Genomic DNA, 23,226 nt, shown 5'->3' on the forward strand with positions numbered 1-23,226 from the left:
CCGGTACGGATCAGCCGGTCGTCGCTGGGTACGCCCCTGATGGCCGGATCGGGCAGCGCCGACGGGCGTGAATTGTAGGTGCGTCACGGCGGCTCGCGTGTCACGATCGATACCTGAGGAGGCAACTTTTGCGTACTTATCGTGCCGACGAGGCCGTGCACCCGTCGTTCGCCCCGCCGACCGCCGACGACGCGGTGGCACCGGAGTCCGCCGACACCGTCGGCGAGCTGGAACTGGCCGACCGGCACGCGCTGCGCCGGGTGGCCGGGCTCTCCACCGAACTGACCGACATCACCGAGGTGGAGTACCGTCAGCTCCGGCTGGAACGCGTGGTGCTGGTGGGAGTCTGGGACGCCGGTACCGTCGTCGACGCGGAGAACTCGCTCACCGAGCTGGCCGCGCTCGCCGAAACCGCCGGTTCCCAGGTGCTCGAGGGCCTGATCCAGCGCCGCGACCGCCCCGACCCGGCCACCTACGTCGGTCGCGGGAAAGTGGGCGAGCTGGGCGACGTGGTGCTGGCCACCGGGGCGGACACCGTCATCTGCGACGGCGAGTTGTCCCCGTCGCAACTGCGCAACCTGGAGCAGTCCGTCAAGGTCAAGGTGATCGACCGGACGGCGCTCATCCTGGACATCTTCGCCCAGCACGCCAAGAGCAAGGAAGGTAAGGCCCAGGTCGAGCTGGCCCAGCTGGAGTACCTGCTGCCCCGGCTGCGGGGCTGGGGCGAGACGCTGTCGCGGCAGACCGGTGGTAGCGGTCGCGGCGGCGGCGCCGGCGGCGGCGTGGGCCTGCGCGGCCCCGGTGAGACCAAGCTGGAGACCGACCGGCGCCGGATCCGGACCCGGATCGCCCGCCTGCGGCGGGAGATCAAAGGCATGCGGACGGTACGCGAAACCAAACGCGCCCGCCGTACCCGCAACGCTGTTCCGGCGGTGGCGATCGCCGGCTACACCAACGCCGGCAAGTCCAGTCTGCTCAACCGGATCACCGGCGCCGGGGTCCTCGTCGAGGACGCCCTGTTCGCCACCCTCGACCCGACCACCCGTCGGGCACACACCGCCGACGGCCGCGTCTACACGCTCTCCGACACCGTCGGCTTCGTCCGGCACCTGCCGCACCAGATCGTCGAGGCGTTCCGGTCCACCCTCGAGGAGGTCGCCGAGGCGGACCTGGTGGTGCACGTCGTCGACGGTGCCCACCCGGACCCGCAGGAGCAGGTACGGGCGGTGCGCGAAGTGCTCGCCGAGGTCGGTGCCGACCGTCGCCCCGAGCTGCTGGTCGTCAACAAGATCGACGCCGCCAGCGAGGAGGAGCTGCTGCGGCTCAAGCGGCTGTGGCCCGACGCCGTCTTCGTCTCCGCCCGGCAGGCCCGGGGCATCGAGGACCTGCGGGCCGCCATCGAGCAGCGCCTGCCCCGCCCGTCGGTGCAGGTCCGCGTCGTCCTGCCGTACCACCGGGGTGACCTTGTCTCACGGGTGCACCACCGTGGCGAGGTGCTCGCCACCGCCCATACCGGTGCCGGTACGCTGCTGCACGCCCGGGTCGACGACGCGCTCGCCGCCGAACTGCAACCATTCCTTGCCGACGATGAGTGACTTTCCTGATGACGTCCAGTGATTGATCACTGTGTAACACCAGCGCTGAGGCCGGCGTGCGACACTCGTCGGATGCGTCGGTTTCTCACCCCGGCCGCGATCCTCGGCGGGCTGCTCGCGATCCACGTCGCCCTGCCGGCCGGTCCGGCCCTGGCCCTGCCCGCGCAGGACCCGGCCGGCACACCGGCAGCCGGCGAACGGGTCTGCGAGATCACCGACGAGCGGCTGCGGGAGCTGTCCGGTCTGGTCGCCACCGCCGACGGCTACGTCGTCGTCAACGACGGCACCGAGGTCGACCGCAACGAACGGGTCTTCTTCCTCGACTCGTCCTGCGAGGTCGACGACACGGTCGCCTACCCGTCCCGGCCGCTGGACCCGGAGGATCTCGCGCTCTCCCCGGACGGGCAGACGCTGTGGATCGCCGACATCGGCGACAACCCGACCAACGACGAACGTCGGGAACGCATCGCCCTGTGGTCGATGCCGGTGGACGGCTCCGACCAGCCGGTGATTCACCGGGTGAGTTACCCGGACGGCCCGCACGACGCCGAGGCACTGCTGATCGGCCCCGACGGCGTCCCGCTGATCATCACCAAGGAGACCGGGCCCGCCGGCATCTACCGGCCGGTCGAGCAGCTGCGCAGCAACAACGACGACCCGGTGCCGATGGAGAAGGTCGGCGAACTCGAACTTCCCCGTACCACCACGCCCAACCTGTTCGCCGCCGCCGGGCGGCTCACCGTCACCGGGGCGGCCCGCTCCCCGGACGGCACCCGCGTCGTCATCCGCACCTACGCCGACGCCTTCGAGTGGGACGTGCCGGCCGACGGTGACCTGGTCGCCATCCTGACCGGCGAGGAACCTCGGGCCACCGCGCTCGCCGACGCGTTCGGCGAAGCGATCGCCTACACCCCCGACGGCGCCAGCTTCGTCACCGTCTCCGACGTCGCCACCCTCGACGAGGACACCCCGGTGGAGATCCTGCGCTACACGCCGAGCACCGAGGTCGCCGCCGAGGTCGCCGCCGACGGCGACGACGGGCAGGAAGGGCCGTCCTGGCTCAACCGGATCACCCTGCAGGACATCAACTACCTGATCGCGTCCGTCGGCGTACTCGGCGCCCTGCTCGTCGGGGTCGGCATCTACGGCATCGTCCGGGCCCGCCGACGGGTCCGCCGCAACGGTGCCCGGGAGACCGCCCGGGCCGACCGCGACGACGACGGCGATTCGGCGTACGCCAGTGACAGCCTGGGCAGCGGCGCGTACGCCAGCGGTGCACTGGGCAGCGGCGCGGTGCCCACGGGTGCGGCCGGCGCGACGAAGTCCGGCGGCGTCTACGGTGCCGCCCGGCCCGTCGCCGCGGCCGCCCGACCGCCGGCTGCCGGCGGACCGCCCCCCGCCGCCGGGGCCGCTCCCCGGGGCGGCGGCGGTGTCTACGGCGGGCAGAAACCGTCCGGCGGCGTCTACGGCGGTGGCCCCGCCGCGCCACGTCGGGAATCGGGCGGTTACCGCGCGGCCGGGGTGGTCGACTCGGGTGCGGTCTACGGATCGGCGGCCCCGCCACCCCCGCCCGCCCGACCCGGCGGCGGCGTCTACGGCGGTGGCCGGTCCGCCGGCGGCAGCGACGTCGGTGGCGACTATCCCGGCGAGGGTTACCCGGCCGACCGCTACGACCAGCCCCGGGCCGGCGGCCGCCCGCCCGAGCGCGGCCGTGGCGGCGGGCGTGACGCCGGAGTCTACGGGCGACCCGCCTCCGGCCCCCCCGACGACTGACGGGCCGCCGGGCGTCCGGCTGGCTGACCGGGCTGCCGTGGTGACCCCGCAGGGGTCAGACCCGGCGCAGCACCGCCACGACCCGGCCCATGATCGTCGCTTCGTCGCCAGGGATCGGATCGAACGCCGCGTTGTGCGGCATCAGCCACACGTGGCCGTCGCGTCGCCGGTAGGTCTTCACCGTGGCCTCGCCGTCGATCATCGCCGCGACGATCTCACCCGAGTCTGCGGTCGGCTGCTGACGCACCACGACCCAGTCCCCGTCACAGATCGCGGCGTCGATCATCGAGTCGCCCTTGACCTGCAGCATGAACACCTCGCCCTCGCCGACCAGCTCACGTGGCAACGGGAAGACGTCCTCCACCGCCTGCTCCGCCAGGATCGGGCCACCAGCCGCGATCCGACCCAGCATCGGCACGTACGCCGGGGCCGGCCGGGAGGCCCGCGCCGCCTCGTCGTCGGCGGACTCGGCCGGCGGCCGCACGTCCACCGCCCGCGGCCGGTTCGGATCCCGCCGCAGGAAGCCCTTCCGCTCCAACTCCTTGAGCTGGTACGCCACGCTCGACGGGGAGACCAGGCCGACGGCCTCGCCGATCTCCCGCACACTCGGCGGATAGCCGTGCCGGTCGACCCAGGTCCGGATGAACTCCAGGATCCGGCGCTGGCGGGCGGTCAGCTCGCTGGTGGCCGGGTCGGGGAACGAACTGACCACCGAGGTCACCGCCCGCAGTCGTGCCTCGCCCGACCGGCTGGCGCGCCCCGTACGCACCGACGCGCCGGCGTTGGCTGTCGTCGCGGCGCTCTTGCCGGCGCTCTGCCGGGGCGATCCGGTCCTGTCGTCGGTCGACACGTGGCGTCCCTTCCCCAGCCGCCTCAGATCCCGCTGAGCCGGCGTACCGTCGGTGTTGACCATGACCGTAGTCAGTGAACCGGCCCGGTTCAAACATTTGTACGAGGTGCGTCGGCGTGTCGTGTCGGCGGCCGGTGCGGCGTACCGCGATTCTATCGTACTCATGTTCTAATGGCTGTCTCCTGGCTGTGCCGTCGCTCTCGTGCCGGTAACCCTCGGCCGTGGTCGGGTGTTGGCAGAGTGACGACGCGCCGAGGTGCGCCGGTCGACTTGACCGGACCCCTCCGGCGGAATACGGTCGACCCCAACATCTAGTAGTTACAGGGGCGTAAGTCGTCTACAGGTTGGGTCTATCGTCGGGAGCGGCGCTCTCCACGAGCGGACCTCGCGTACCCGCGTGGCGGTGCGGGCGACCGACGACCACCCGCAGCGGACCCCACCCGGCCCACGGAAAGGACCTCGGCATGCGTTGCCCGTACTGCCGGCACGCCGACTCGCGCGTGGTCGACTCCCGGGAGGCCGACGACGGTCAGCTCATCCGCCGCCGCCGCTCCTGCCCGGAGTGCGGCAAGCGGTTCACCACGGTCGAGGAGGCGGTCCTGGCCGTGGTCAAGCGCAGCGGCGTCACCGAACCGTTCAGCCGGTCCAAGATCATGGGCGGGGTCCGCAAGGCGTGTCAGGGCCGCCCGGTGGACGACGACGCCATCGCCCTGCTGGCGCAGAAGGTCGAGGAGACCGTCCGCGCCAAGGGCGCCGCCGAGATCCCCAGCCACGACGTCGGTCTGGCGATCCTCGGCCCGCTGCGCGAACTCGACGAGGTGGCGTACCTGCGGTTCGCCAGCGTCTACCGGTCCTTCGACTCCCTCGACGACTTCGAGCGCGAGATCGACACGCTGCGGGCCGCCGCCCAGGCGCGGGCCGCCGGTGCCGACCCGGTGGCGGCCGGAGCCGGGCCCGGCTGAGTGGGCCGAGGTGGCCCGGCTGACCGCCGGGCCGCGGTCGGCCGCGCATCAACAGGGCGTACGCCCTCCCGCGCCGGACCCGGCGCGGGCAGGGCGCGAAAAAAGCTGGACAGCACAGACGGAAACGAACGCGTGGCACGACGCTGCGCGAGAGCCTGAGGGGGCGATCAGATGGCGGGGGATGGTGTGACCGCGAAAACAGGCGGTAGCGGTAGTAGTGGCACGGCCCGGGCCAACGGCAAGGCGGGCACCGGCGCGGCGGCCAACGGCAACGGTCGGGTGCGGGCCAAGGCGGCCGGCACCGGCGGGCTCACCGTCGAACGGGTCTGGACCACCGAGGGCGTCCACCCGTACGACGAGGTGACCTGGCAGCGCCGCGACGTGGTGATGACCAACTGGCGGGACGGCTCGATCAACTTCGAGCAGCGTGGCGTCGAGTTCCCGGAGACCTGGAGCGTCAACGCGGCGAACATCGTCACCACCAAGTACTTCCGGGGGGCGGTGGGGACCCCGCAGCGGGAGTGGTCGCTCAAGCAGCTGATCGACCGGGTGGTGAAGACCTACCGGGCCGCCGGCGAGCAGCACGGCTACTTCGCCACCGGCGCCGACGCCGAGATCTTCGAGCACGAGCTGACCTGGATGCTGCTGCACCAGGTGTTCAGCTTCAACTCGCCGGTCTGGTTCAACGTCGGCACGGCCTCTCCGCAGCAGGTATCAGCGTGTTTCATCCTTTCTGTGGATGATTCGATGGATTCCATCCTTGATTGGTACAAAGAGGAAGGGCTGATCTTCAAGGGTGGCTCCGGCTCCGGCGTCAACCTGTCCCGGATCCGTTCCTCCAAGGAGTTGCTCTCCAGCGGTGGCACCGCCTCCGGCCCGGTCAGCTTCATGCGCGGCGCCGACGCCTCGGCCGGCACCATCAAGTCCGGTGGTGCCACCCGCCGGGCCGCCAAGATGGTCATCCTCGACGTCGACCACCCGGACATCGAGGAGTTCGTCCTCACCAAGGCCCGCGAGGAGAACAAGATCCGGGCGTTGCGCGACGCCGGGTTCGACATGGACCTCGGCGGCGCGGACATCGTCAGCGTCCAGTACCAGAACGCCAACAACTCGGTCCGGGTCTCCGACGAGTTCATGCGGGCGTACGAGGACGGTGGCAGCTTCGATCTGCGCGGTCGGCTCGACGGCTCGGTGATCGACACCGTCGACGCCAAGAAGCTGTTCGGCACCATTTCTCAGGCTGCTTGGGAGTGCGCCGACCCGGGTCTGCAGTACGACGACACCATCAACGACTGGCACACCTGTCCGGAGAGCGGACGCATCACCGCGTCTAATCCATGCAGTGAATACCTTCATTTGGACAATTCTTCGTGCAATCTTGCGTCGCTGAATCTGATGAAGTTCCTGCGAGCCGACGGCGGCTTCGAGGTCGAGAAGTTCGTCCGCTCCGTCGAGTTCGTCATCACCGCGATGGACATCTCCATCTGCTTCGCCGACTTCCCGACCGAGAAGATCGGTGAGACCACCCGGGCGTACCGGCAGCTCGGCATCGGCTACGCCAACCTCGGCGCCCTGCTGATGGCCTCCGGTATGCCGTACGACTCGGAGGCGGGCCGGTCCTACGCCGCCGCCATCACGTCGGTGATGACCGGTACGGCGTACCGCCGCTCGGCCGAACTCGCCGGCGTCGTCGGCGCCTACGACGGCTACGCCCGCAACGCCGAGGGCCACAAGCGGGTGATGCGCAAGCACGCGGCCGCCAGCGACGAGATCCGCCCGACCGGCCCGACCGCCACCGCCCTGGCCCGCGAGGCCGCCCGCCAGTGGGAGATCGGCAACAAGCTCGGCGAGAAGAACGGCTGGCGCAATTCACAGGCAAGTGTATTGGCGCCCACCGGGACCATCGGTCTGATGATGGACTGCGACACCACCGGGGTGGAGCCGGACCTGGCGCTGGTCAAGTTCAAGAAGCTGGTCGGCGGCGGCTCGATGCAGATCGTCAACCAGACGGTGCCGCGGGCGCTGCGCAGCCTCGGCTACCCGGAGGAGCAGGTCGAGGCGATCGTCGAGCACATCGCACACCACGGCCACGTGGTCGACGCGCCGGGTCTGCGCACCGAGCACTACCCGGTGTTCGACTGCGCGATGGGGGAGCGGTCGATCGCGCCGATGGGGCACGTGCGGATGATGGCGGCGGTGCAGCCGTTCATCTCCGGAGCGATCTCCAAGACGGTCAACATGCCGGAGGCGGCGACCGTCGCCGACGTCGAGAAGATCTACTACGAGGGCTGGAAGCTGGGCCTGAAGGCGCTGGCGATCTACCGGGACAACTGCAAGGTGGGTCAGCCGCTGTCGGTGGCCAAGTCCAACAAGGCGGACAAGGCCGAGAAGGCCGCCGCCGAGCAGGCCGCCGCCGTCGAGAAGATCGTCGAGAAGGTCGTCGAGTACCGGCCGGTGCGCAAGCGGCTGCCGAAGAAGCGCCCGTCGGAGACGGTGTCGTTCTCGGTCGGCGGTGCCGAGGGTTACCTGACCGCGTCGTCGTACCCGGACGACGGCCTCGGTGAGGTCTTCCTGAAGATGTCGAAGCAGGGTTCGACGTTGGCCGGGGTGATGGACGCCTTCTCGGTGGCCATCTCGATCGGCCTGCAGTACGGCGTACCGCTGGAGACGTTCGTCGCGAAGTTCACCAACATGCGCTTCGAGCCGGCCGGCATGACCGACGACCCGGACGTGCGGATGGCGGCGTCGGTGATGGACTACATCTTCCGGCGGCTGGCGTTGGACTTCCTGCCCTACGACCGTCGTGCCGAGCTGGGCATCTTCACCGCCGCCGAGCGGACCGCGCAGATGCGGGCCGAGGCGGAGGCGGAGAGCACGGCGTCGGAGCTGTCGGCGATGGCGGTGTCCGCGCCGGTCGAGCCGAAGCCGGAGCCGAAGGCGTCGTCGTCGGCAGAGCCGGTCAGCGGTACGGCGGACGCGCCGGCCGCCGCCGCCCCGGCTCCGGCGTCGGTGCACTCGTCGACGGAGCTGCTGGAGGCGGTGATCGGCAAGGCGGCCGACGCGCCGCTCTGCTTCACCTGCGGGACGAAGATGCGCCCGGCGGGTAGCTGCTACGTCTGCGAAGGCTGCGGATCCACGTCCGGCTGCAGCTGACACCAGTGGACACCGGAGGGGTTCGGCCAGTGGGCCGGACCCCTCCGGTGTGTCCGGTGACCATGGTCGCGGTGCCGGTCCTGAGTCGAGGTGTGCTGATATCGTGCCGCTCGTGACTGATGAAGCGGCCCGGTCAGGGCAGCAGTGGCCGGGCGGTGGGCACGGGCCCGGCGAGCCGGTCCAGCCGGGTCACGCAGGCGAGCCGACCCAGCCAGGTCACGCAGGACACCCGGTCCAGCCGGGTCAACCTGGCCATCCGGTCCAGCCGGCACAGCCGGGCGCGGTGCCGACGTCGTCGCCACCGGGTCCGTGGTCACCGCAGGCCGGACCGCCGGTGCCCACGTCGCCGGCGGCTGCCGCACCGTACGGTCGGGACGAGTTCGGCCTCGACGTCGCGCCGGCGTCCGGTGGGTTTCCCGCCGCACCCACCACCGGCGGCTACCCCGGTCCGTCGGCCGCTGGCGGCTATCCGCCGGTGCCGGTCTCCGGTGGCTACCCGGCGCAGCCGGGCGCGGGAGACTACTTCGCGTCGTACCCGCCGATCGAGCCGTCGCCGCCGCCGCAGCGCCGGATCCTGCCGTTGCCGGCCCCACCGCCCCGGCGGATCTGGCCCAGCCTGGTCGGTGGCCTGCTCGCCGGTGCCCTGGTGGCGGGCACGGCGGCGTTCTTCGTCGGTCGGGCCACTGTGGATTCCGCTGACCCGGCGCCGGTGGTCGCGGCGCAGCCACCGGCGGTCACCGAGTTGATCGAGGCCAACCGGGCGAGTTTCCCCGAAGACCTGCTTCCGGTGGCGCAGCCGTGGCTGGCGGACATGAGCGACTGCGTCGCCGACACCGACAGCGACGGTCCGACGTTGGACCCCGGCCAGCGGTCCCATGTGCTGTGCCGCGACGGTGGCATGTACCTGCACTTCGTGGCCTACGCCTCGGCCGAGGCCAAGGCCGCCGACCTGAGCTTCCGGCGGCAGATCGCGTTGAACTCGTCGAGTGTGCTGCCCGGTGCCGATCAGCCGGACCGCAAACTGGGTGGGGTCACCGGCGTCGGCGGCACCTACGTGGAGTACGCGGTGCAGGCCGGCGAGGACCCGGCGTTGTGCGGGGTGTGGTGGAGTCCGGACGGCACCGACACGGCCGTCTACGTCGACGTGCTGTGTGACAGCCTCGGTGGTGAGTGGGAGCCGCTGCGCGCGGTGTGGCAGCGGCACAGTTGATGGCGGATCTGCTGGCCGACCGGTCGGTGGCGGTGGTGCACGAGTGGTTCAGCGCCGTCGGCGGCTCGGAGAACGTCTTCCTGGCCATCGCCGACCTGGTGCCGCACGCCTCCCGGCACGTGCTGTGGGCCGAGCCGGACGCCGACCCGACCGGGCTGCGGCAGACGTGGCTGGCCCGTACGCCGCTGCGTCGGTCGAAGGCGTTGGCGTTGCCGGTGATGCCGCTGGTGTGGCGTACGGCGGGCCGGCCGGCGCCGGACGTGGTGATCTCGTCGAGTCACGCGTTCGCGCACACGGTGAAGTTCGGTGACCCGGCGCGGACCCGGCACCTGAGTTACGTGCACACCCCGGCCCGGTACCTGTGGTCGCCCGATTTCGACGGTCGGGGGGCGAATCCGCTGCTCGGGCTGCCCCGGGCGGCGTTGCGCCGGGTCGACCGGTGGGGTGGGCGGCACGTGCACGCGTACGCGGCCAACTCCGTCGAGGTCCGGGACCGGATCCGGCGGTTCTGGCGCCGTGACGCGGTGGTGGTCAACCCGCCGGTGGACGTGGAGTTCTTCGGCGCCGGGCCGGACGGTGCCCGGGACTACCTGCTCGGTGTGGGGCGGTGGATTCCGTACAAGCGGTTCGACCTGATGATCGACGTGGCCGAGCAGGCCGGGATGCCGCTGGTGCTCGCCGGGTCCGGCCCGGCCGAGGCGCAGCTGCGCCGGCGGGCCGGGTCCGCCGTACGGTTCGAGGTGCGTCCGTCGCGGGCGCGGCTGCGCGAGCTGTACGCCGGGGCGGCGGCGCTGCTGTTTCCCGCGCACGAGGACTTCGGCATCGTGCCGGTCGAGGCGCAGGCCGCCGGTACCCCGGTGGTGGGGCTGGCCCGGGGTGGTCTACTGGAGACGGTGGTGCACGGGGAGACCGGGATGCTGGCCGATTCGACCGACCCGCGGGTCCTCGCCGGGCTGCTGGCCGAGGTGCCCCGGCTGGACCGGGCGCGGATCCGGGCGCAGGCGGCCCGGTTCAGCCATGCCCGGTTCGCCGAGCGGATGACGAGGTGGGTCGACGATGCCGTCGGATGAGCGCCGGGTGACGGTGCTGGACGCCAGCGGGGTCGGCCCGGGTGGGATCGCCCGGATGTTGCGGGAGGTGGTGCGGCACTGGCCGACCGATCACGACCTGCGGGTCGTGGCCGCGCCACCGGGGTTCGAGGCGGCCAGCGGGATCGTGGTGAGTCACCAGTCCGGCGGCCGGGCGGGGACCATCGCCGCCGCGACCGCCGCCCTGCGCCGGCAGCGGTCCGGGCGGATTCTGTCGCTGAGCCCGTCGATCGCGGTCGCCGGTGCCCGGCTGCCGGTGACGACGATCGTGCACGATCTCGCGTTCCGGCTCTGGCCGGCGGGCCTGTCGCGGTCCGTGCGGGCCTACCGGCGGTGCAGCTACGCGACGGCGCTGCGCCGCTCCTCGGCGCTGCTGTGCGTCAGCGACCGGACCCGCCATGATCTGTTCGGCCTCTACGGGGTGGCCGGTGACCGGGCCACGGTCTGGCATCCGGGCAGTGACCTGGCCGGGCCCGGGGCGGCACCGCCGCTGCCGGCCGAGTACGTGCTGGTCGCCGGACACGCCCCGCACAAGGGGGTCGAGCTGGCGATCGAGGCGGTCCGCGCGGTTCCCCGGTACACGTTGGTGGTGCTGACCGGCGGGACCCGGCACTTCCACGACGAGACCGGCCGTACGGTGTTCCTGGACCGGTTGGACGACGCCGCGTACGCCGCGACCGTGGCCGGTGCCGCCGCGTTCCTGATGCCGAGCCATTTCGAAGGGTTCGGCCTGCCGGCGGCGGAGGCGCTGGCCCTGGGCGTTCCCACGATCATCTCGCCGGATCCGGCGCTGCACGAGGCGACGGCCGGGGCGGCGGTCCGGATGCGGGACTGGTCGGTCGGGGCGCTGGTCGAGGCGTTGGCGCGGGTCGACGCGTCGACGGAGGTCGGGCGACCGGGGCCGGTGGCGGTACGTAGCTGGCGGCAGGCCACGACGGATCTCGTCGAACGGCTGTGGCGCTGATGCGCATCGCGATGGTGCACGCCTCGTTCGCGGTCCGGGGCGGGGCGGAGCGCTACGTCGACGATCTGGTCGCCAGCCTGGTCGCCCGGGGCCACCAGATGCGGGTCTTCACCGCCGGTGACCGTCCACGGTGGTCGGCGCGGCTGCCCGGTAGCGTCGCCGTGCACCTGGGTGACCTGCTGGACCCGACCGGTCTGCGGCCGGCGCACCTGCGGGACTTCGCTCCCGACGTGGTGCACGTGCACAACTGGCAGGGGCTGGGGGTGCCGGTGGTGGCCCGGCTGGCGGCCGCGTACCCGACGGTGCACACCGTGCACGACCACGCGGTGGTCGATCCGAACAACACGATGCGCAACGTGGGACGTTCCCGGCTGCTGGACGCGCTGCTGCGGGCCCGCTCGGCGTGGATCCTGCGGCGGTTCGCGCGGCTGCGGCTGCTGTGCGCCACCGAACGGGTCCGCGACACGGTGCTGCGCGCCGCGTCGGGTACCCGGCGGCCGGCCAGCCGGGTCGTGCCGCTGGCGGTGGCGACCGACTGGAACCGGCGGGCCTGGCCGGCCGGCGACCAGCGGACCTTCCTTTTCCTTGGCGCGTTGAGCGCCCACAAGGGCCTCGATCTGCTGCTGGACGCCTGGGACGGGCCGGGCACCCTGCTGGTGGCCGGCGACGGGCCGTTGCGGGCCCGCGTCGAACGGGCCGGTCCGGGCGTGCAGGCGCTGGGCTACCTCGACGAGGCCGCGAAACGGGCGGCGGTCGGCCGGGCCGGCTGGCTGGTGTTCCCCAGCCCGGGGGCCGAGACGTACGGTCTGGCCTGCGCCGAGGCGCTGATGGCCGGCCGGCCGGTCATCGCCGGCGCGCACGCGCCCCCGCCGATGGCGGCCGGAACGTCCACGCTGCTCTACACCGGTGTCGACGGGCTGCGCGCCGCCCTGCGGCGGGCCGCCGCGATGCCGCCCGACGAGTATGCCGCGATGGCGGCGTCGGCGGCGGCCGACGGCCGGAAACTGGACTGGGACGACCACGTCAGTGCCGTACTCGACGCCTACGAGGAGAGATGATCACCGCGCAGCCGCAGGGCACGATGTCACGTTGGGACCGCGTCGACGAGTACGGGCTGCTGTTCGTCCTGGTGGCGAGCACCGCGCCGCTGGCCCTGTCCGGGCTGTCGTGGCTGCTGTTCGGCGGCCGGTCCTGGGTGATCAACCTGGCCGCTGCCGTGGTCACCTGCGCGCTCGCGGCCGGCGTGGTGCTGCGCCGGGGCGGTGACCTGCCGGTGCGGTGGGTGGCGGTCGGCGCGGTCGCCACCGGGGTGGCGGTGACGTGGAGCGTCATCGGCATCGCCCACCACGGGGCGGCCCAGACCGTCACCGGGCTGCGGCTGATCCTGATCCCGGTGGCGCTCGCCGTGGTCGTCGCCGCGCTCGCCCCGGACGCGGTACAGCGCCTGCTCACCGCACTGTCCTGGATGGTCGTGGCGAACGCGGTGGCCGGGGTGGCGCAGGTGCTGATCGGCCCGGCGACCCTGGTCGAATGGGGGTTCAGCCCGCACCACAACGTCCGCTACATCGACGGGGTGTTCCGGGTGCCCGGCCTGACCGAGTTCAACGCCGAACTGGGCCTGCTGGCCGGGGCGTACCTGCTCGGCTACGTGGCCTGCTGGCTGACCCCGAAACGCCGGCCACGGTCGGTGCTGTGGCACGTGGCCGCCACGGCGGCGGTGCTGTGCCTGGTGTTGAGCACCAGCCGCTCCGGTGCGTTGCTGGTGGTGGCCGGCGTGACCGGTGCGCTGCTGCTGCCGTACAGCCGTTCCCGGGGCCGGCGGCTGCTCGCCGTCGCGATCGCCGGGTCGATCGCGGTCGGTGTCGCGGCGACGTTCGTGATGATCGGCGCGGGCGGCACCGCCAGCCTGTTCGAGCGGTTCGGTGTCTGGGGGGACCTGCTGGCGACGGTGCCGCTGGCCGGCGACGGCATCGGCGCGGCCGGTGGTGCCTCGTACTCGCGGGTGGCCAGCTCACCGCCGCGGTTCGTGGACAACTACTTCCTCAACGTCGGCCTGCAGTTCGGTCCGGTGGTGATGGTGCTGCTGCTGGCCGCCACGGTGTACGCCCTGGTGCGCCTGGCCCGGGCGTCGGCCGACCGGCCCGAACTGGTCCTGCCGATCGCGCTGCTCAGCGGTCTGGCCGGGGCGAGCCTGACGGTGGACACCTGGGAGTTCGCCTCGACGATGCTGACGCTGATCCTGTTCGGCTACCACGGCCTGCGGCCCGACCCGACAGCGTCCGATCCGGCCCGGCGATGACACGGCCCGGCGATGACACGGCCCGGCGATGACACGGCCCGGCACGTCATGATCCGGCGTGGGACGGTGCTGGTCGGGCGGCTGCAGCGGTCGCAGCTGTCCGTGCAGGCGTCGACCCGGTCGGCCAGCATCGCGGTGTTCCTGCTGGCGTCCTGGGCCGACCATGGTCACGTCGCGCTGGTGGCGTTCCAGGGTGCCCTGCTCGCCGTCCCGTACACCCTGATCGAGGCACTGGTCGGCCGTCCGCAGTCGGCCGAAGTGGTGCCGGTCGGGTGGGACCGGCAGGCGTGGGCGACCCGGGTGGCGGCGGTGGTCACGCTGCCGGTCGCCGTGGTCGGCGTCGCGGCGGTCTCGGTGGCGCTGCCGCAGTCCAGCGTCGCCGACCGGCTGCTGGTCGTGGCACCGGTGCTGCTGCAGCTGCCGCTGGAGGCGCTGTTCTGGTCGATGGCCGCCGACCGGGGGCGGCGGCGGGCGAACCTCGTACCGCAGCTGGTCGCGGCCGGCACCATCGGGACCGCTGTCGTCTTCTTCGCCGTCGGTGCCCGGCTGGAGATCGCGGCGGTGCCCGGCCAGCTCGCCGTACTGGCCTGGGCACTTGGCACTCGGCGCCGCGCCCCTGGACGGACCCGGCCGGGCCTGCTGGCCGGGCTCCGACCCGGCCTGACCTACTGCCTGGCGGCGGCGGTCGACCTCGGATACGTCGTGGCGTTGCCGGCGGTCGCCGCCGTGGTGGCCGGCCCGGCCGCGATCGTGGTGCTGCGGGCGATGGACCTGGCGTTCGGTCCGTTCCATGTGGCGTTGGCCGCGACCACCCGTGAGGACCTGGTGGCCGGGCGGGCCGCCCGGTTGCGCACCGGGACCCGGCTGCTCACCGTGGTCCTGCTGGCCGGGGTCAGCGGGGTGCTGCTGGCCAGCGCCGGGGTCCGGGGGCTGCTGGCCGCCGAGTTGGCCGCTGCGGGTCTGGTCCCAGTGGCGCTGTACGGCGCGTACAAGGCCGCCGTCATGGTGTCGACCTGGCTGTCGGTGCGGCACATGGTCCGGGCGGCACCTCGGACGTTCCTCGTCTCGGCGGTCGGATCACGGACGATCGCGGTCGTCGGGCTGGTTGCCGCGCTGCTGTGGGTGGACGCTGTCGGTGGCCTGTTCGGGCTGCTCGCCCTGGGGGAGACGCTGGTCGCCCTCTGGTACGCGGTGCGGCTGGCGGTGACCACGGCCCCGCCGCCCACCGCACCGGCTGGGGAGATTGTCCGGCCGCGCGATCCATCGACTACTCTCGTCACGTCCCGCCAGCCGCAGGAGACGTCATGAGACCGCAGCCGCCCGGCGAGCGAGCGCAGCCGTCCGGCGAGGCGAATGCGCGTCGGGCCGTGCCGCGTCGGCGGGCGATCGCCACCACCGCCGCGCTGCTCGCCGGCACCGGGGTCGGCGGGATCGGTGCCGCCGCGTACGGCAGTGGGCTGGCCGCGCCGGCCGAGCGGGACTACGACGTACGGGAGTTCGGCGCCGCCGGCGACGGCAGCACCGACGACACCCACAGCCTGCAACGCGCCCTGGACGCCGCCCGCGCCACCGGCGGCATCGTGTTCCTGCCACCGGGCGTCTACCTGACCCGCCGGCTCACCCTCTACTCCCGGGTCCACCTGCGTGGCTCCGGCGGCGACGCGACGATTCTGCGGCTGGCCCCCGACAGCAACACCGCCGTCGTCGAATCCGACGACTACGAGGCGCAGTCGCGGGCCGGCAGCGACGCCGGGATCACCCTGTTCAGCGTCCGCGACCTGACCGTCGACGGAAACCAGGGGCAGGGCAACCCGGTCAGCTGCGGGCTGCGGCTGTACGGGTACGGCTACGAACTGACCGACCTGACGGTGTTCAACTGCGGTGCCGACGGGGTGGCCAGCGGCTGGGGGACCGCCGGGCACCTGCCGGCGCCGTCGCACCAGATGGAGTCACGGATCACCGGTCTGCGTACCCACGACAACGGCGGCCACGGGGTGAACTTCGCCGGGCCGCACGACTCGATGTTCCTCAACTGCCTGTCGTTTCAGAACGCCGGCACCGGGTTCCACCTGGCCGGCAACTCGTACGGCACCCTGATGGTCAACTGCCACGCGTGGGGGGTCCGGCAGAACGTCTCGTTCGAGCTGGCCGCCTCCGGTATCGGCTGCGTGAACTGCTACGCCGACCTCGACGGCGGGGTCGGCGTCCGGATCTCCCGCAACGACTGCCGTTGGCTGGCCGGCTACGTCCAGGGGGCCAACCACCCCGGCCCGGCCACCGAGATCGGCGTCCAGTTCGTGCCCGGTGCCGTCGCGGCGGAGCCGGCCTGCATCACCGTCGACACGTTGATCCGCAACTGCGCGACCGCCGCCGTCGACTTCGGCGCCGACCGGGGCATGTCGAGCGTACGGGCCGTGCTGTCCCAGCCGGGGGTGGCCGGCGCCGCCGACACCGGGCTCGGCTGGATCGGACGGCCCGCGCCGGACACCCAGGTGGAGATCACCCACGGCCTCGGACATCCGAAGAACCTGGTCGTGCGGCCCGCGTTCGACCTGCGGGCCGAGCCGACGCCGCCGGCCCCGGACGACAGCCAGGTCCGGGTGTTCGCCCGCGAGGTCGACGGCCGTACGCAACTGTGCGCCCGGTTCGCCAACGGCGAGGTACGGGTGCTGGCCAGCGACACCTGACACCTGACACCTGACGTCGGTCGGCCGAGGTGCCGCGCTGGTGCGGCTACCCGGCGGCGGTGCCGGTGGCCGCGATGGCCGCCGTGTCGTCGCGGCGGACCGCGTCGAAGAACGCCTCGGCCCGGACCGTGTCGGGCAGTACCACGCTCTGGTCGCCACGCATCCCGGTGCCCGAGGTGGGGCTGGTGTAGAAGCTGAGGTTCCCGCTGCGCAGATGCCGCAGGTCGGTGGCGACGCCGACGATGTTGAGGGTGTCGTCGACGGCGACGGCGTCGGCCGTGGCCCGCAGGAACGCGTTGAGCCGGCCCGGGTTGGTGAGGATTCCACCCGACGACGCCTTGTCGATGATCGCCCGGATCACCTGCTGCTGGTGGCGGATCCGGGCGAAGTCGCCGTCGGCGAACGCGTACCGCTCCCGGGCGTAGTCCAGCGCGGCGGCGCCGTCCATGGTCTGCGGTCCGGCCTCGAACCGGCGGATGCTGTCCGGGTTCAGCGAATGCGTCGAGGTGAACGCCTCCTCGACGTCGATCTCCACCCCGTCGAGGGCGTCCACGATGTCCTTGAAGCCGGCGAAGTCGACCATCACCACATGGTCGATCCGTACGCCCGTGTAGTTCTCGACGGTCTGCACCATCAGCGGCGCACCACCCCAGGCGTACGCCGCGTTGATCTTCGCGTCGGTGTCGCCGTACCGGCCGTCGGCGCTGCGCGGCACGTGAATCCAGGTGTCCCGGGGGATGGAGACCAGCTGCGCGCCGGAGCGGTCCGCCGGCACGTGCATCAGGATGATGGTGTCGGCGCGGGATCCGCCGGTCGACCCGGGGTCGCGCGTGTCGCTGCCCAGGATCAGCAGGTTCATCGCGTTCGCCGCCACCTCCTCACGTACCGGACGCTCCTCCTGCGGCACCTCGTCGAACGCCTCGATGCGGACGATGTCGGCGCCGATGTCCCGGGCGTACCACCACGCCGCGAGCGCGCCGCCACCGCCCAGCAGGGCCACGACGACCAGGGTGACCAGCATCGTCCGCAGCCACCGCCGCCGTCGGGTCGGGGCGGCCGGCGGCCGGGACGGCGCGGCGGCGTCGGTGGGAGTCGTGTCGGCGGGCATGCCCGGATGGTAGCGGCTGCACGGGCATCGACGGCCGCCGTATCATCTGGACGGCTGGTCAGCTACTCGGGGGACGTCGTCATGACACAGGTGGAGGCCGTACCGCGGCAGCGTTCGGTGTCGACGGTCGCACCGCCGGGCCCGGCGGTGCCGCCGCCGGCCGGGCACCGCAGTGCGCTACGGGCCTGGATGCTCACGCTCCCCGTCGACCTGGGCGCGTTCCTGCTGCCGCTGGCCTGGAACCGGGACCACTGGAAAGGCGTCATCGCCGCCAGCCTGGTCACTGTGGTCATCTTCGCCCTGGGTGGACTGTACGCCGGCCGTCGGCACGTCAGTTTCCTCGACGAACTGCCCCAGCTGTGCGTGCGGCTGCTGGCCGCCGCCGCCGTGGTCGCGATCGTCGCCGCCGAGCGGCACGACTCGGTGGACTACGTGGCCGGGTTCATGCGGGTCGTCGCGGTCAGCGCCGGGCTGGTGCTGCTCGGGCGGCTGGTGACCCGGCTGGCCGTGGTGCTGGCGCGCCGCCGTCGCTGGGTCGAGCATGCCGCCGTCATCGTCGGCGGCGGCCCGGTCGCCATCGAGCTCGCCCGGCTGCTGCACCGCTACCCCGAGTACGGCCTGCACGTCGTCGGGTTCGTCGACGTGGCGGCCACCGGGCACCGGGCCACCGACGTGGCCACGACCGGGCACCGGGGCATCGACGTGGCCACGACCGGGCACGGCGTCGTCGACGGCCCGCCGCTGCTCGGCGGCCTCGACCAGATCGAGGAGCTGATCCGCCGGGTACGGTGCGAAGTGGTGCTGATCGCCGACGTCGACTGCACCGACGAGGAGCTGCTGCGCGTCGCCCGGCTGCCCGGGGTCGCCGCCTGCGACCTGTGGGTGGTGCCCCGCCTGCGGGAGTTCCACGCCCGCAACGGCATCCCCGACCACATCGGCGCGATCGGGGTCAGCCGGGTCACCCCGCCGTCGCTGACCGGCCCCCAGTTCGCGGTGAAACGCGCCTTCGACATCGTCGCCGCCGGCATCGCACTGGTGCTGCTCAGCCCGGTGCTGCTGGTGTGCGCGGTGGCGACGCGCGTCGAGGGCGGCCCCGGGGTGCTGTTCCGGCAGGTCCGCGTCGGGCGGCACGGCCGGCCGTTCGAGCTGCTGAAGTTCCGGTCGATGCGGCCCGCCGACGAGACCGAGTCGCAGACCACCTGGTCGGTGGCGGACGACCCCCGGCTACGTCCGGTCGGCCGGTTCCTGCGCCGTACGTCGTTGGACGAGCTGCCCCAGCTGTGGAACATCCTGCGCGGCGACATGACCATGGTCGGCCCCCGCCCGGAACGCCCCTACTTCGTCGACCAGTTCTCGGTCGACTATCCCGAGTACGCGATGCGCCACCGCGTACCGGTCGGGCTGACCGGGTTGGCGCAGGTCAGCGGGTTGCGCGGCGACACACCCATCTCCGACCGGGCCCGGTTCGACAACTACTACATCGAGAACTGGTCGCTCTGGCTGGACGTGAAGGTGATCCTGCGGACAATGATGGAGGTCGTCCGGGGCGGCGGCCGCTGACGCGGCGATCATCAGGCGGTGAGCACCGCAGACCCGACGCCGAGGCTGTCGACCGCCCAGTGGTACGCCGACTTCGCCCGCCGGCAGGCGTCCGGGGTGTCGCCCAGCTACGAGCGGCTGGCGTACGCGGTCGCCCGCGACGACGATCTGTTGGCGCTGCTGGACTCGTTGCCGCCGCCGACCCGGCAACCCAACCTGCTGTTCGGGGTGGTCCGGCTGCTCGGCGGGCCGGTCGACGACCCAGCCGCGTTCCACGACTTCACGGTCGCGCGCTGGCCGGAGGTCGAGGCGCAGATGCGTCGCCGGTTGACTCAGACCAACGAGGCCGGGCGGTGCGCCGTACTGCTGCCGGTGCTGGCGGCGTTGCCGCAGCCGCTGGCGTTGCTCGAAGTCGGCGCGTCGGCGGGCCTGTGTCTCTACCCGGACCGGTACGCCTACCGCTACGACGGCGGCCCGACCGTGGGTCAGGGCGAGCCGCTGCTCGACTGTGTGACGACCGGGCTGACGCCGCCGCGTACCCGGCCGAAGGTGGTGTGGCGGGCCGGGTTGGACCTGACCCCGCTGGACGTCACCGACGCCGCCGACATCGCCTGGCTGGACGCGTTGATCTGGCCGGAGCAGGAGCATCGGCGGGCCCGGCTGGCGGCCGCTGCGGCGGTGGCGGCGGCCGATCCGCCGCTGCTGGTCAGGGGCGACCTGGTCGACGATCTGCCGGCGCTGGCCGCGTCGGCGCCGCCGGACGCGACGCTGGTCGTGTTCCACACCGCCGTGCTCTACCACGTGCCGGCACCGCGCCGGTCGGCCTTCGTCGACCTGGTACGCGGCCTACCCGGCCACTGGCTGGCGAACGAGGGGCCGGACATTCTGTGCCACGACGCGTTGCCGCCGCCACCGGACGACACCCTGCACAACGTGCTGGCCCTGGACGGCCGACCACTGGCCTGGACCCGCCCACACGGCCAGGGGATCGTCTGGTTCGGTTGACCCGTCGACGGGGTCAGGGCTGGTGCAACCAGACCCGCAGGGCACCGATCGGGCGGAAACCGTGCGTACGGGCGAGGGACAGGTCGTCGCCCTGCTCGTAGCCGACCAGGGGCAGCCCCGGGAAGTTGGTGGGTGCCTCGTTGATGGCGGCCGCCCAGACGTCGGACCGGTGGACGCTGTCGGTGGCGAACAGGTTGGACAGGCCGACGACGCCCTCGGCACAGGTCAGGACGAATCCACCAGCAACCCTGTCGCCGTCGGCCCTCAACGAGAAGATCCGTACCGACGGTTCGCGCAGCAGCGCCGGCCGGAAGACATCGACCGGGCTGTCGTCGCCGTGCCAGGCGGCCTGCCACTCGTGCAGCTCGGCGGCGGTGGTGACCTGCCGGACCGTCAGGACCGTCAGAGTCGGCGTCGTCGGTACGGGCAACCCCGCTGGGCGGTGGATCCAGTCGGCGGTGAACAGCTCGACGAAGCCGTCCGGGCCGAGGTCCAGGGTGGCGAAGCTGTCCTTGACCGAGCATCCCGGTGACGTCGTGTCGATCCGGCCGAGGAGGTCGGCGGGTGTCGCGTCGGGGCGCAGGGTGACCGCGTCGGGGTAGTACGGCGGTGTCCGGCGGGCGCTGCACCACGCGGCGTCGTCGACGGTGTCGGGGCAGCCGTGTGAGCGTGAGACGGCCGCGCACCAGGCGGCATTGTTACAGGCCGCCGCGCTACGCATCGCGGCCGTGGTGCTCGGGTCCACATGGACAGTCTGTCACGCGCGGGCGTCCGGCAGCTGACCGACGCGATCCGGGTGACCGTTCACGACGACGTGGCGTCACTCGGTGGCCTATATTCGCGGCAGGCACACAGACAGTAGAAGCGGACATCGATGCCGTACGTTCTCGACACCACGGACATGCCGCAACCGGACCGCATCGACGCCGTCTACCTGGCGATGATGTACGCTTCGGCACCCTGTCACGTCATCCACGAGGACCCCGATGGGGACATCCACTGCCGGATGGAGCTGTGGGATCTCGGCAACGCCAACATCTTCATCAGCCGATCCTCCGGCATCCGGCTGCTGCGTACCGCCAGACAGGCCAAACAGGACGCGATGCCGGTCGTCGCCCTTTCCGTCCAGCGGCGGGCCCACGGGCACCTCGATCAGTACCGGCACCTGCAGGTCGTCCCACCGGGCGGGCTGCTCGCCGTCGACCTGTCCGGCCCGTACGACTACTCGTGGTCCGGCGACGGGGCCGCCGGCTGCATCCAGGTCCCCAGCGACCAGCTCGGCCTGCCGATCGACGTCATCCGCCAGGCCGTCCACCGGCTGCGGGCCAGCCCGCTGTACGGCATGGTCACCGCCCACATCGCGAACCTCACCCGGGACCCGGCGCGGATCACCGCCGACCTGGCCGCCGGGTCCGTCGCCACCGCCAGCATCGAGCTGGTCCGGGCGCTGCTGGCCTCGGCCGCCCACACCGACCGGCTGACCAGCCAGGTGCTCGCCGAAACGCTGCTCACCCGGGTCCGCGCGTACGTCCGGCAGCACCTGGCCGACCCGGACCTCACCGCCCGGCGCATCGCGGCGGCGCACAACGTCTCGCTGCGGCACCTGTACAAGGTGTGTGCGCAGGCCGACATCAGCCTCGAACAGTGGATCATCAGCGAGCGGCTGCACCACGCGTGGCACGACCTGCGGCGGCCGGAGAACCGGCACCGACCGGTCGCGGTGATCGCCCACCGCTGGGGGTTCCGCGACCCGACGCACTTCACCCGGCGGTTCAAGGCCCGCTACGGACTCTCCCCGGGGGAGCTGCGGCGGTCGTCGCAGGAGGCACCCGACGCCTGACCGTGCACTGTGGGCAACACTGGTGCACTCAGGGCCCCTCAGCGACGTCGAACTCCGGCGCTATTTTCACACCGTCAGCGCCAGATAGGGGCAATCATGCTCGTTCTCGACACCCAGTCGCTGCCGGTCGCCGACCGCGCCGAGGCGTTCCAGGCCACGGTCAGCGCGAACTGCTCCTCCAGCATGGCGACGTTCGAGGACCCGTCAGCGATCCAGGCGAGGATGACGGTCTCCGACTTCGGCGCGGCGAAGGTCTTCAACATCGACGCCTCCGGCACCACGCTGCGCCGTACGCCGTACATGTCCCGGTCCATCCCGGAGACGTCGATCGTGCTGGCCCTGCCGATGCGTACCGACAACCATCTGAGCTGGGCCCGGGAGGAACGGCTGTACGGCCCCCGGGACCTGATGCTGGTCGACCTGTCGCTGCCCTATGTCTACGGCTGGCAGGGCGGTGGTGCCTCGTACGCCCTGCATGTCGACGTCGACCAGCTCGGCGTCCCCCGCGACATGATCCACGACGCCGCCCGGGAACCCCGCCGCAGCCCGCTCTACGACCTGGTACGCGACCACGTCGCCCGGGTGACCGCGCAGGCGGAGCAGTTGGCCGACGGCCCCGGCGCGGCCGAACTCGGGGCCGCCTCCGCCGAGCTGATGCGGGCGCTGGTGGTCTCCGCCGCTGGCGACGGCCGGCGGCTCAGCGACGCCATGCACTCGTCGATGCAGGCCCGGGTCCAGGCGTACGTCCGCAACAACCTGCGCGACCCCGACCTGACGCCGGCCCGGATCGCGGCGGCGAACGCCATGTCGCTGCGCGCCCTCTACAAGCTGTACGAGGCGATGGGGCAGAGCCTGGAGCAGTCCATCATCGAGCAACGCCTGCAGGGAGCCCGGACCGACCTGACGGCGTCACACCGGCGGTACACCTCCATCGCCGCCGTCGCCCGTGCCTGGGGTTTCGCCAACCCGAGCTTCTTCGCCACCAAGTTTCGCCAGGCGTTCGGCGTCACACCCCGGCAACTGGTGGCGGCCAGCGACCCATCCAGAGGCCGTGACCTCGCCAGATCGGCAGCCGACGGCGGCTCCGGCTGACACCGACCGGTGCAACCACAGCAAAGTGTGCAACGAGACGAAAATGCTGTGCGTCGTCAGA

At 72.2% G+C, this 23,226-nt stretch carries 19 protein-coding genes; 15 read left to right on the forward strand and 4 right to left on the reverse strand.

Annotated features, from left to right (window positions below):
- The first annotated feature begins 155 nt into the window (after positions 1-155).
- Entirely contained in the window at positions 156-1,595 is a 1,440-nt protein-coding gene (gene hflX, locus O7623_RS30365) for a GTPase HflX (protein WP_282229654.1), read from the forward strand.
- A 72-nt stretch (positions 1,596-1,667) separates the two neighbouring features.
- A complete protein-coding gene (locus O7623_RS30370) occupies positions 1,668-3,368 on the forward strand; it encodes a hypothetical protein (RefSeq protein WP_282226346.1) in 1,701 nt (566 codons plus the stop codon).
- 55 nt (positions 3,369-3,423) lie between these two features.
- On the opposite strand, the gene lexA is transcribed toward O7623_RS30370, so the two are convergent.
- Positions 3,424-4,137 carry a transcriptional repressor LexA gene (lexA, locus tag O7623_RS30375; RefSeq protein WP_282229655.1) on the reverse strand — a complete coding sequence of 238 codons (714 nt, stop codon included), beginning with the start codon at positions 4,135-4,137 and terminating at the stop codon, positions 3,424-3,426.
- 545 nt (positions 4,138-4,682) lie between these two features.
- Here lexA and nrdR point away from each other — a divergent pair.
- Both nrdR and O7623_RS30385 read left to right on the forward strand, forming a co-directional pair.
- Positions 4,683-5,180: a transcriptional regulator NrdR gene (gene nrdR, locus O7623_RS30380; RefSeq protein ID WP_282226347.1), complete on the forward strand. Its 498-nt coding sequence runs from the start codon at positions 4,683-4,685 to the stop codon at positions 5,178-5,180.
- 279 nt (positions 5,181-5,459) lie between these two features.
- Positions 5,460-8,333 carry a vitamin B12-dependent ribonucleotide reductase gene (locus O7623_RS30385; RefSeq protein ID WP_282229656.1) on the forward strand — a complete coding sequence of 958 codons (2,874 nt, stop codon included), beginning with the start codon at positions 5,460-5,462 and terminating at the stop codon, positions 8,331-8,333.
- A gap of 133 nt (positions 8,334-8,466) precedes the next feature.
- Here O7623_RS30385 and O7623_RS30390 read toward each other — a convergent pair whose 3' ends face one another.
- On the reverse strand, positions 8,467-8,589 hold the full coding sequence (locus O7623_RS30390) for a hypothetical protein (RefSeq protein ID WP_282226348.1): 123 nt from the start codon (positions 8,587-8,589) through the stop codon (positions 8,467-8,469).
- 78 nt (positions 8,590-8,667) lie between these two features.
- Between O7623_RS30390 and O7623_RS30395 the strand changes: the two genes are divergently transcribed.
- Genes O7623_RS30395 through O7623_RS30425 form a run of 7 tightly spaced genes read left to right on the forward strand, consistent with a single transcriptional unit; the run spans position 8,668 to position 16,581 of the window.
- Complete coding sequence (locus O7623_RS30395; protein WP_282226349.1) at positions 8,668-9,543, forward strand: hypothetical protein; 876 nt, start codon at positions 8,668-8,670, stop codon at positions 9,541-9,543.
- Positions 9,525-10,613, forward strand: coding sequence for a glycosyltransferase (locus O7623_RS30400; protein ID WP_282226350.1), 1,089 nt, complete (start codon positions 9,525-9,527; stop codon positions 10,611-10,613). Before O7623_RS30395 ends, O7623_RS30400 begins: the two co-directional genes overlap by 19 nt.
- Positions 10,600-11,595, forward strand: coding sequence for a glycosyltransferase (locus tag O7623_RS30405; RefSeq protein ID WP_282226351.1), 996 nt, complete (start codon positions 10,600-10,602; stop codon positions 11,593-11,595). The genes O7623_RS30400 and O7623_RS30405 overlap by 14 nt, the downstream gene beginning before the upstream one ends.
- A complete protein-coding gene (locus tag O7623_RS30410) occupies positions 11,595-12,653 on the forward strand; it encodes a glycosyltransferase (protein ID WP_282226352.1) in 1,059 nt (352 codons plus the stop codon). Before O7623_RS30405 ends, O7623_RS30410 begins: the two co-directional genes overlap by 1 nt.
- A complete protein-coding gene (locus O7623_RS30415; protein WP_282226353.1) occupies positions 12,650-13,894 on the forward strand; it encodes a hypothetical protein in 1,245 nt (414 codons plus the stop codon). Before O7623_RS30410 ends, O7623_RS30415 begins: the two co-directional genes overlap by 4 nt.
- Before the next feature lie 12 nt (positions 13,895-13,906).
- Positions 13,907-15,202 (forward strand): hypothetical protein, encoded by a 1,296-nt coding sequence (locus O7623_RS30420; protein WP_282226354.1) that lies wholly within the window; start codon positions 13,907-13,909, stop codon positions 15,200-15,202.
- Positions 15,199-16,581 carry a glycosyl hydrolase family 28-related protein gene (locus tag O7623_RS30425; RefSeq protein ID WP_282226355.1) on the forward strand — a complete coding sequence of 461 codons (1,383 nt, stop codon included), beginning with the start codon at positions 15,199-15,201 and terminating at the stop codon, positions 16,579-16,581. Before O7623_RS30420 ends, O7623_RS30425 begins: the two co-directional genes overlap by 4 nt.
- Before the next feature lie 46 nt (positions 16,582-16,627).
- Here O7623_RS30425 and O7623_RS30430 read toward each other — a convergent pair whose 3' ends face one another.
- Positions 16,628-17,602, reverse strand: coding sequence for an LCP family protein (locus O7623_RS30430; protein ID WP_282229657.1), 975 nt, complete (start codon positions 17,600-17,602; stop codon positions 16,628-16,630).
- A gap of 276 nt (positions 17,603-17,878) precedes the next feature.
- Between O7623_RS30430 and O7623_RS30435 the strand changes: the two genes are divergently transcribed.
- Positions 17,879-19,249 (forward strand): sugar transferase, encoded by a 1,371-nt coding sequence (locus O7623_RS30435; RefSeq protein ID WP_282229658.1) that lies wholly within the window; start codon positions 17,879-17,881, stop codon positions 19,247-19,249.
- A 45-nt stretch (positions 19,250-19,294) separates the two neighbouring features.
- Entirely contained in the window at positions 19,295-20,233 is a 939-nt protein-coding gene (locus O7623_RS30440; protein ID WP_282229659.1) for a DUF2332 domain-containing protein, read from the forward strand.
- A gap of 13 nt (positions 20,234-20,246) precedes the next feature.
- On the opposite strand, the gene O7623_RS30445 is transcribed toward O7623_RS30440, so the two are convergent.
- Positions 20,247-20,978, reverse strand: coding sequence for a hypothetical protein (locus O7623_RS30445; protein WP_282226356.1), 732 nt, complete (start codon positions 20,976-20,978; stop codon positions 20,247-20,249).
- A gap of 129 nt (positions 20,979-21,107) precedes the next feature.
- Between O7623_RS30445 and O7623_RS30450 the strand changes: the two genes are divergently transcribed.
- Together O7623_RS30450 and O7623_RS30455 are read left to right on the forward strand one after the other, a co-directional pair.
- On the forward strand, positions 21,108-22,073 hold the full coding sequence (locus O7623_RS30450) for a helix-turn-helix domain-containing protein (RefSeq protein ID WP_282226357.1): 966 nt from the start codon (positions 21,108-21,110) through the stop codon (positions 22,071-22,073).
- A gap of 96 nt (positions 22,074-22,169) precedes the next feature.
- Positions 22,170-23,165: a helix-turn-helix domain-containing protein gene (locus O7623_RS30455; protein WP_282226358.1), complete on the forward strand. Its 996-nt coding sequence runs from the start codon at positions 22,170-22,172 to the stop codon at positions 23,163-23,165.
- Positions 23,166-23,226 lie beyond the last annotated feature (61 nt).

Source organism: Solwaraspora sp. WMMD791, from assembly GCF_029581195.1.
In the GTDB taxonomy this organism is placed as follows: Bacteria; Actinomycetota; Actinomycetes; order Mycobacteriales; family Micromonosporaceae; genus Micromonospora_E.

Coding starts and splice junctions, on each gene's coding strand:
- O7623_RS30405 (WP_282226351.1), top strand. CDS start 10,600: ATGCCGTCGGATGAGCGCCGGGTGACGGTGCTGGACGCCAGCGGGGTC.
- O7623_RS30425 (WP_282226355.1), top strand. CDS start 15,199: ATGAGACCGCAGCCGCCCGGCGAGCGAGCGCAGCCGTCCGGCGAGGCG.
- O7623_RS30430 (WP_282229657.1), bottom strand. CDS start 17,602: ATGCTGGTCACCCTGGTCGTCGTGGCCCTGCTGGGCGGTGGCGGCGCG.
- O7623_RS30420 (WP_282226354.1), top strand. CDS start 13,907: ATGACACGGCCCGGCGATGACACGGCCCGGCACGTCATGATCCGGCGT.
- O7623_RS30435 (WP_282229658.1), top strand. CDS start 17,879: ATGCTCACGCTCCCCGTCGACCTGGGCGCGTTCCTGCTGCCGCTGGCC.
- nrdR (WP_282226347.1), top strand. CDS start 4,683: ATGCGTTGCCCGTACTGCCGGCACGCCGACTCGCGCGTGGTCGACTCC.
- O7623_RS30455 (WP_282226358.1), top strand. CDS start 22,170: ATGCTCGTTCTCGACACCCAGTCGCTGCCGGTCGCCGACCGCGCCGAG.
- O7623_RS30390 (WP_282226348.1), bottom strand. CDS start 8,589: ATGGCCAGGTTGACCCGGCTGGACCGGGTGTCCTGCGTGACCTGGCTG.
- O7623_RS30450 (WP_282226357.1), top strand. CDS start 21,108: ATGCCGTACGTTCTCGACACCACGGACATGCCGCAACCGGACCGCATC.
- O7623_RS30415 (WP_282226353.1), top strand. CDS start 12,650: ATGATCACCGCGCAGCCGCAGGGCACGATGTCACGTTGGGACCGCGTC.
- O7623_RS30410 (WP_282226352.1), top strand. CDS start 11,595: ATGCGCATCGCGATGGTGCACGCCTCGTTCGCGGTCCGGGGCGGGGCG.
- O7623_RS30370 (WP_282226346.1), top strand. CDS start 1,668: ATGCGTCGGTTTCTCACCCCGGCCGCGATCCTCGGCGGGCTGCTCGCG.